Consider the following 8,021-nt stretch of genomic DNA (forward strand, 5'->3'; position numbering starts at 1 on the left):
GGTTTGCGAGTATTTGCTTGTCGTAAGTCATAATTAGTCGAGAGCTCAGGTTGCTTGTCAACCTGAGGATTTATCAAATTTACATGTCGGCTTGCAAGCAACCCCGACCTACAGGAAATTTAACTAATTAAAGTCTACTCCGTACATTCGCAATCGTAGCCAACACCTTTTTCGGTCTCCAACGGCTGATCGGTATTTTTGCCCGGCTGTGTCCAGAGCGAATTGTTTTTGGCGAACTCATATTCTTCGGGATATACATCCTCTCCGCCGGTATCCAGAAACAGCCCCAGATTCAAGAAGGTATCCCGCAAACTGCCGCGGCTGGCGACATTCGATCTTCCCAAAGTGGTAGCTTCCTCGACGAAATACTGATCGTTACCGCGCTTATCCCAGAAGATCCCAATGCCGTTGGCATTACCGCCACCCAGCGACAGGTTCGGGGCGATGTAGATATCGTTCCCGGCCTCATCAATCAGCCATCCCAGAGTAAAATCATGCCCTGCGCCCTGGGCCATATTATGGGTAGCTGTATAGCGGTCGTCACCATCCGATTCGAGCATAATCCCCAAGCCGAAATGTGCGCCCGATCCCTGGACGTACCAGACTCCCTCGTAAACATCATCACCCCGCGTGTCGGCCAGAAGACCGATTGCGTACCAGTAGGCACAGCCCTGCGCAAAAAGCCCGGCGGAATAGTGGTCGTTTCCGGAAGCATCCACTAAGATTCCGATTCCACCCGCCCATGAATGGCCGTCGATGAAGTCCGCCCGTTTGCCGAAACCGACTCCCTGGCAGAGATTGGAGTTATGATCCTCGCTTTGGGAGGAGGGGAAATCGATGATTGAGTCATTAGCGATATAACGGTCATTACCGGTCGAGTCGACTAAAATTCCGGCTCCGCGCGTGAAACCGAAGCCCTGGCCCATCTGGAACATATGGTAGCGGTCGTCGCCGGTTATATCGGAAAGTATCCCCTGACCGCAAAAGCCGGCACCCTGCCCGGAGATGTAACCGTCGTAGCTGTCATTGCCCGACAAATCCTGCAGTATTCCGACCCCGAATATACCCACACCCTGGGTCAGGTTTTTCCCGCGGTAGGTGTCGTCGCCGGCCATATCGACTAAGTAGGCATAGCCGAACAGCCCGGTCCCGAAAGCCGGATAATCCTCACCCTCGGTGTCGTATATATCGTTTCCGCCCATATCAATCGCGATCGAAATCCAGTTCGAAAGATCGCGATTAGAGGCTGCGTTTTTGTAGGTGTCGTTACCGCCGACATCGATTATCAGAAAATAACGGTCATCATCATAGGAGTGGCTTCTGCCATCTTTGATAACGATTTTGCCGGCCGAGGTCTCCCACTCGAACTCGAAATCGGATGTGAAATTCAGCTTACTAAGTGAATCGACAGCGTAATCGATTCCCAGCGCTATATCCTGGGCCGGTGTGAACAGGTATTTCAGGTCGACTTCTTCTATCAGTTCTTCGATCTGGAAATCGATCCCCGTTTCCTCGGAAGTAAAGTATTCCGGCACAGCGGTAAACATCTCGTGCAGGTCAAATTCCTCGCGCGCCTCCAGAAAGGCCTGGCGATGATAGCGGTTTGAATCGATGCAACTGTAGATGATCACCGCCGCCATTTTTTGCAGTTCGACCGGCACCTCATTGGTTGCATTCCAGAGCTCCTCACGTTTCTTTTGATCCATGGGGATAGCATACAAGGCCTCGAATTTGACAATCGCGTCGTACAGGGAAAACTCCTCCTCCAGAAACGGAAGGATCCGGTCGAGCGGGTTGTCGATTAATCCCCGGCGCACCCCCAGACCAACCCGGTGAGAGGCGAACGCGCTCATTCTCATCAGGTTACGACATTGGCGAGTGAGTTCGCCGCGATACTGTTTACTGTATTTTTCGACTTTGAAAGGGGCTGAGTGGAGCGTGTAGAAAAGAGGCATATAAAACCTGTCACCGCCGTAGTTGGCCATATCTCCGTAGTCAAAGGATAGCTTTTCTTTCTCAAGTCCGACCGCATTCAAGGCGGTTTCAAACGGTTCCGGATCGGTTCCCGGTTGAGCTGAAAGCGACGTCAGTAATACAAGAAAAGTAATAATTATAGTGCATTTTTTCATCTGTTTCTCCCTCCGTTTCAGGAATCATTCGACAAAAAAGGCTAAAAGTCAATTAGAAATCGGTTATTGTGCCGATTTTGATTGCCAATCCGGTTATCTATGTTATAATGACTTAGATAATTTTTTCACAAGGAGCTGTTTATGATTACAGAGAAGATACAGCAACTGGTCGAGAATAATCTGGTAGAATTCGTGGATGTCAAGTTCGTCGACTTATTGGGCGAATGGCACCATATCACGGTTCCAATCGAGCGCTTGACCGAAAGCCTGTTCAAAAATGGTATCGGGGTGGATGGCTCTTCGGTATCCGGTTTCGCGCATATCAAATCGGGCGATATGATCCTTCTGCCCGATCCCGAAACAGCCTTTATCGACCCCTTCTGGGATCGTCCCACATTGAGTTTTATCGGCAACGTCGTCAATGTCAACGGCACTGTTGAGGAATTCACCCGCAACCCGCGCTGGGTCGCCCGAAAAGCGGAGAAATACTTAAAAGACAGTGGGTTCGCGGCTGATTCCATGTGGGGACCGGAGTTCGAGTTTTACCTGCTCGATCATATCAGCTACGATCAGGGACAGGAACGCGGTTTCTATTTTCTGGATTCGAATGAGGCCCAGTGGCGTTCGGGCGATAACTCCGAGCAGAACCTGGGTTACAACGTGCGCTACAAAGGTGGTTATCATACGATTCCGCCCAAGGACAAGACCTACCAGATCCGCAATGAGATGACCGATATCCTCAAGCGTTGCGGGGTTCCCGTCAAGTACCATCACCACGAGGTCGGCGGTGCCGGTCAGCAGGAGATCGAGGTCATGTTCGGTAACCTGGTAGAGATGGCCGACCGCTCCATGATCGTCAAGTACGTGGTCAAAAACTGCGCCTACCGTTTCAATAAATCGGCTACTTTTATGCCCAAACCGCTCTATGACGAGCCGGGTAACGGTATGCATGTCCACCAGTACCTGATAAACGCGGGGAAATCGGTTTTCCACGACGCTTCCGATGAGCTCGAGTTGTCCGATATCGGCAGATGGTATATCGGCGGTGTTCTCAAACACGCCGCTTCGCTTCTGTGCTTCACGTCGGCATCGACCAATTCCTATAAACGCCTGGTGCCCGGCTTTGAAGCTCCGGTCCGCGCGACTTATTCGGTCGGCAACCGCAATGCCTGTATCCGTATTCCGGGCTATCAGCTCGACAAGAGCACGTACCGTATGGAATTCCGTCCGCCGGATGCCACCTGCAATCCGTATCTGGCGTTTGCGGCCATGCTGATGGCTGGTCTGGATGGGATCAAGAACAAGATCGAGCCGGGCGAGCCCTGCGATGATGACATGAGCCAGATGTCCGAAGAAGAACTCCTGAAGATTCCCCAGTTGCCATCGTCACTGCAACGTGCCTGCGAAGCTTTAGCCGAAGATCATGATTACCTCCTCGAGGGCGGGGTTTTTACCACGGATGTTATCGCGGTCTGGCTGGAGCTCAAGATGGCGCAGGTCGATGCTATCCGCCTCAGGCCTCATCCACATGAGTTCAGGCTCTATTACGATTGTTAGGAATTTTTCAAAATAGTACTGTTTCTGCGGGCAGGTGATTTCTCCTGCCCGTTCTTTTTGCAGGTCATGCGTATGTTCATCCGGCTGTGACCTGACAGAGTTGCCACTTTTCGCGCCGGTCCCTTTATCTGCCGTAAAGAAGTAGCCCCGACCAGCTACTAAATTCTTTTTACCTCAATTCAAATCTCTCAATGACCGATAATAGTTTCGAATATGAAAAGGGAAATCGAATGAATCAAAACGACGTCAATTCTGCCTGCGAATATTTCAATTCTCAACCCGTCTCGATACAGACCAGTTTCGCCGATTTCTGGGGCTTTATGCTGACGCCCGAACTCTTGCGCAGGTTCGAGGATGAGCTCAGAAACCGCGCGCGCAACCTGGGTAACGGAAGTGAAATTCATCTCAACTATGAAATCGAGTGGCTGGGTTTCAATGTCAGCCGGGTGGAATCTGTCGACCAGCTTATCACAATGGAAAACCATCCCCGCAACCCGGTCTCCGGTTTGAAGATCATATGCGAGAAACAGGGCTTGCAGTCCGAACCGGTTTTTACGGCAGAATTCAAAGATCCCCTTGCCCATAAATGCGATGGCAACAAGATCCGCAACTTTTTTAAAAGACACGAGCTTGCCAGAAATCCCGACGCCGATCCCTCGCAAATCCTGGCCCGGCTCGAGTTCAAGTCGATTGAAATAAAAAGCGATTCGCCCGATGCCGGATGGTCGGCGGATATGGTCGCCTGGGTGAAACAGTTTATGGTCGACAAGACCCGTGCGCCGTTGCATAAACTGTATTTCAACTCCGAGCCGGGGCTCAAGCTGGATGGTCTTCTGGCACGATTGCAATGGGTACTCGTGGTGATGACCCTATTCTGGTATATCGATTTCAATGACACCCTGAACATCAAGTCGTTCTGGGTCTATGACTTCTTCGGAGCGATCCTGTTTTATGCGTTCCTGTTTCGGATGTTCATGTTTTACCTCGAACGCTTCTATCCACCCTACAATTTCGTCTGGGGCGCAGTTGGACGGAAGTTCGAACAAACCGAAAAAGCACGCAAACGGATCAACCGCATGTTTTACATTGTCGGCATCCCGCTTTTTCTGATTATCTTCTTCAATTCGATCCACGGCCTGATCGATCCACGTTTTCTGCCTTCCTGGATTTTCTGATCAGATGCCGGATACCGTGAAGTCTCCGACGATATAGATCGGTGAACTGGATATAGTTACAGTCAGGTCATCGTCCTGGTAACTGACAGCCAAAACTACCCGGTTAAAAGTACATCCATCTCGAAGTAATCAGTTCTCTCTATTGAAGTAACAGTCGGCGCGCTGGATTTATCACAGGCGGGGTATCAGCGCCAGTATTATTATCATTGATATTTTAATTGCTTTTTTGATAAAATCAACCATAAACAACTCGTTTCCCCCTCTTTTTGCTGTTTATCTATTGGTATAGTATCGGCAGGCTGGTGAATATTATAATGCGTGGAGTATATTATAAATAAAGAGACCCGTATCAGCCGGATACGGGCCTATGGCTCTTTGAGTGTAGTATGCTTCAAAGAAAAACCCTGTGAGTGAGATAGATAAGCAGACTGGTGGCGAAATATAAGTCCGTTATAGTTAGAAATCTGTAAGCAGGTCAATCGAAAAGGTCGGTCTGCTCAGGCTCGCAAGAATCAGGCAGAGCGTCATGGGAAACCGACGCGCCGTTGTGCAGAAGATGGATGACCTCGATTTTGCGCTCGTACAACTCTTCACCGACGAGGTGTGCGCGATGACAGCGCGACGGTTCCGCCTCGGCACACAGGAGAGTGGTACGGCCATGGTCTTGCAGGAGCTCTGTCAGTTCCGTGATACCTCGTCTGAACTCCTCACGGGTGCGCAGCTTGTCCCAGAGCGGACGACCGTCGGGATCGTAATATGAATCATCCTGGATCAAACCGCCCAGACTGTCGCCCATGAAAGTATATTTTATACCGTGAGTCGGCAGTCGTTTTTCGAGTTCTGCTTTACGGTAGGATTTGCGGTTGCGTGAATAGGGGCTTCTGCGCACATCGACCACGATCTCGATCCGATGCTTTTTGAGCAACTTCAAAAGCTCCTCAAAACCCAGATTCCCATATCCGATGGTATAGATTCTCATTGTGACAATATAGGAAATACACAGGTGAAAGTACAACTATGTATGATAATTGTTTTTGTTGACTATTTGCTGATTTAACTAACAAAATGATTTACTGTTACTCACTTTGATGCGATACTGGTATTAAGTTATGCTGAGGAATGAAAATGAATCTAGACGATAATATAAAAAAACAGAAGTTGAAGGGAAATAAGTATATTCGCGATCCAATTCATGACATCATTAAAATTGAAGATCAAGTAATATTAGATCTTATAGATACAAAGCCATTTCAAAGATTGCGATATATCAAACAGTTGCCTTTCGCTTCTTATGTTTATCCAGGGGCAACCCATACAAGATTTTTACATTCATTAGGAGTTTATCATTTATCAACACGACTTTTAGATTCATTGGAAGTTGATGACGAATATGACAGATTGTTAGTAAAAGTTGCGGCTTTGCTTCATGACATCGGTCATGGTCCTTTCAGTCATCTGTTTGAAGAGTTATTAAAGATGGCAGGATATACTGATAGAGTAAAAGACCATGAAATTTGGACAACAAAAATTATAAAGGAAGACAAAGAAATTGAACGTATATTGAAACAGATTTCTCCAAAGTTTAATGAAGAAGTCCGTTCTATTATTTCTCATACTCATAAAAAAAAATTACTAATGGATATTGTTAGTTCTCAGTTTGATGCTGATCGGCTGGATTATATGCTTCGAGATTCATATATGACAGGAGTCAAATATGGGAACTTTGATTTAAATTGGTTATTGCGCACTTTATCAAGGAAAAACAGAGAGAAAAGAGATGAAGATAATAATGTGATTGGCGACGAAATATGCTTCGCAGTCGAAAAACAGAGAGGACTCAGCTGTTTGCAAGAATATCTATTAGGAAATTATTATATGTATGAGCATGTTTATTTCCATCCTGTCGTGATTGGACTTGAGTCAATTCTGATACTTGCATTAAAAAAAGCAATGAAACTCCTGAAAAACGGGAGAATTACAGGCTTTTATAATAACGTTTTTAAAAAATTGTCAAATGCTGAGAGTTTAACTATTAAAGATTATCTTTCATTAAATGATTCTGTAATTATTTCTTGGCTACATGATTGGAGAAATTCAGATAATACAGAATTGAGTCAATTATCATCTGAATTATTAAATAGAAAACCCTACATGGTTTTCCAGTCGAAAAAATCATGGAAGCACGATAGTCGTGTTTGTCAGATATATAAGGAAAATAGTTTAAATTTTGAATTTCAATTTCGAGAAAGGGAAGTTAGTCGTTTAGCCTTAAAGGGTGATTATGATTACAAAGAAAATCTAAAAATACCTTTGAAAATATATATTTATGATCGTAAAAATAATGATATTGCTTCTTTCGATGAACTGAGCAAAAACAATAAATTGAATGAAGTTGCAAAAGCAATATCAGAGTTAGAATTTAAGGAGTACTTTATAACTACGCCTAGAACGATAGAAAAGAGTTTTAAGAGTATACTAGAGGGGAACCAAAATGAATAGAACTGAAAGAATTGCAAAGTTAGTGAAACTTGTCGAAAAATCTCCTGAAGGTATAAAAAGCAGAAAAAAGTTTCACAAATTAGTTTACTTGCTTCAAGAAACAGGTGAGGACTTCGATCAAAATTATATCTTTCACAACTATGGAGTGTTTTCACCAACTCTTGCCAGTGATTTAGATAATGCTGTTGAACGTGATGTGCTAAGTGTAAGTATTGAAGAAAAAGATTTTAAAGAATACATTTATACGAAGGGCACCGAAAAAATATGCGGGGAGTCTATCGAAATTGAAAAAATGGATTTAATTAAAAAATTAATCTTTGAAGAACCAAGGTTCCTTGAAGTACTTTCCACGATTGTATATTTAGATAGATTCCATTATAAAGGCAAAGAGCTAATATCCAAACTTAAGGAGTTAAAGCCAAAGCATAAGCCGTATTATGATAATGCACTCCGGATGGCGAAAAACCTTTTTCAGATATCGGTAGAGCGATAGAATTGATTCTCGACTATTTCCCCTCTAACCCCAGCTCATCTTTCAGAAACTGGCCGGTGTAGGACTTTTTGTTTTTGGCGACCTGTTCGGGTGAACCGGTAGCCACGATCGTACCGCCTTCATCGCCTCCCTCCGGACCCAGGTCAATGATCCAGTCGGCGGTCTTGA

Annotated in this window: 6 protein-coding genes; 4 read left to right on the plus strand and 2 right to left on the minus strand. The window is 45.7% G+C overall.

The features are described from left to right. Positions 1 to 134: 134 nt before the first annotated feature. Positions 135 to 2,129, minus strand: coding sequence for a hypothetical protein (locus GF404_12605; GenBank protein ID MBD3383021.1), 1,995 nt, complete (start codon positions 2,127 to 2,129; stop codon positions 135 to 137). Positions 2,130 to 2,270: 141 nt separating this feature from the next. Here GF404_12605 and glnA point away from each other — a divergent pair, with 141 nt between their 5' ends. Then, positions 2,271 to 3,686: a type I glutamate--ammonia ligase gene (gene glnA / locus GF404_12610; GenBank protein MBD3383022.1), complete on the plus strand. Its 1,416-nt coding sequence runs from the start codon at positions 2,271 to 2,273 to the stop codon at positions 3,684 to 3,686. Between the two features lie 230 nt (positions 3,687 to 3,916). After that, positions 3,917 to 4,861 carry a hypothetical protein gene (locus GF404_12615; GenBank protein MBD3383023.1) on the plus strand — a complete coding sequence of 315 codons (945 nt, stop codon included), beginning with the start codon at positions 3,917 to 3,919 and terminating at the stop codon, positions 4,859 to 4,861. 475 nt (positions 4,862 to 5,336) lie between these two features. Here the strand turns inward: GF404_12615 and GF404_12620 are convergent, their stop codons facing one another. Beyond that, positions 5,337 to 5,840 (minus strand): DUF488 family protein, encoded by a 504-nt coding sequence (locus GF404_12620; GenBank protein ID MBD3383024.1) that lies wholly within the window; start codon positions 5,838 to 5,840, stop codon positions 5,337 to 5,339. A gap of 140 nt (positions 5,841 to 5,980) precedes the next feature. Between GF404_12620 and GF404_12625 the strand changes: the two genes are divergently transcribed. Next, entirely contained in the window at positions 5,981 to 7,360 is a 1,380-nt protein-coding gene (locus tag GF404_12625; GenBank protein MBD3383025.1) for an HD domain-containing protein, read from the plus strand. Next, the gene (locus GF404_12630; GenBank protein ID MBD3383026.1) at positions 7,353 to 7,853 is read left to right on the plus strand and encodes a hypothetical protein; all 501 of its coding nucleotides are present in this window, start codon (positions 7,353 to 7,355) and stop codon (positions 7,851 to 7,853) included. Before GF404_12625 ends, GF404_12630 begins: the two co-directional genes overlap by 8 nt. The last annotated feature ends 168 nt before the right edge of the window (positions 7,854 to 8,021 follow it).

It is taken from the genome of Candidatus Zixiibacteriota bacterium (assembly GCA_014728145.1).
Classification (GTDB): Bacteria; Zixibacteria; MSB-5A5; order JAABVY01; family JAABVY01; genus WJMC01.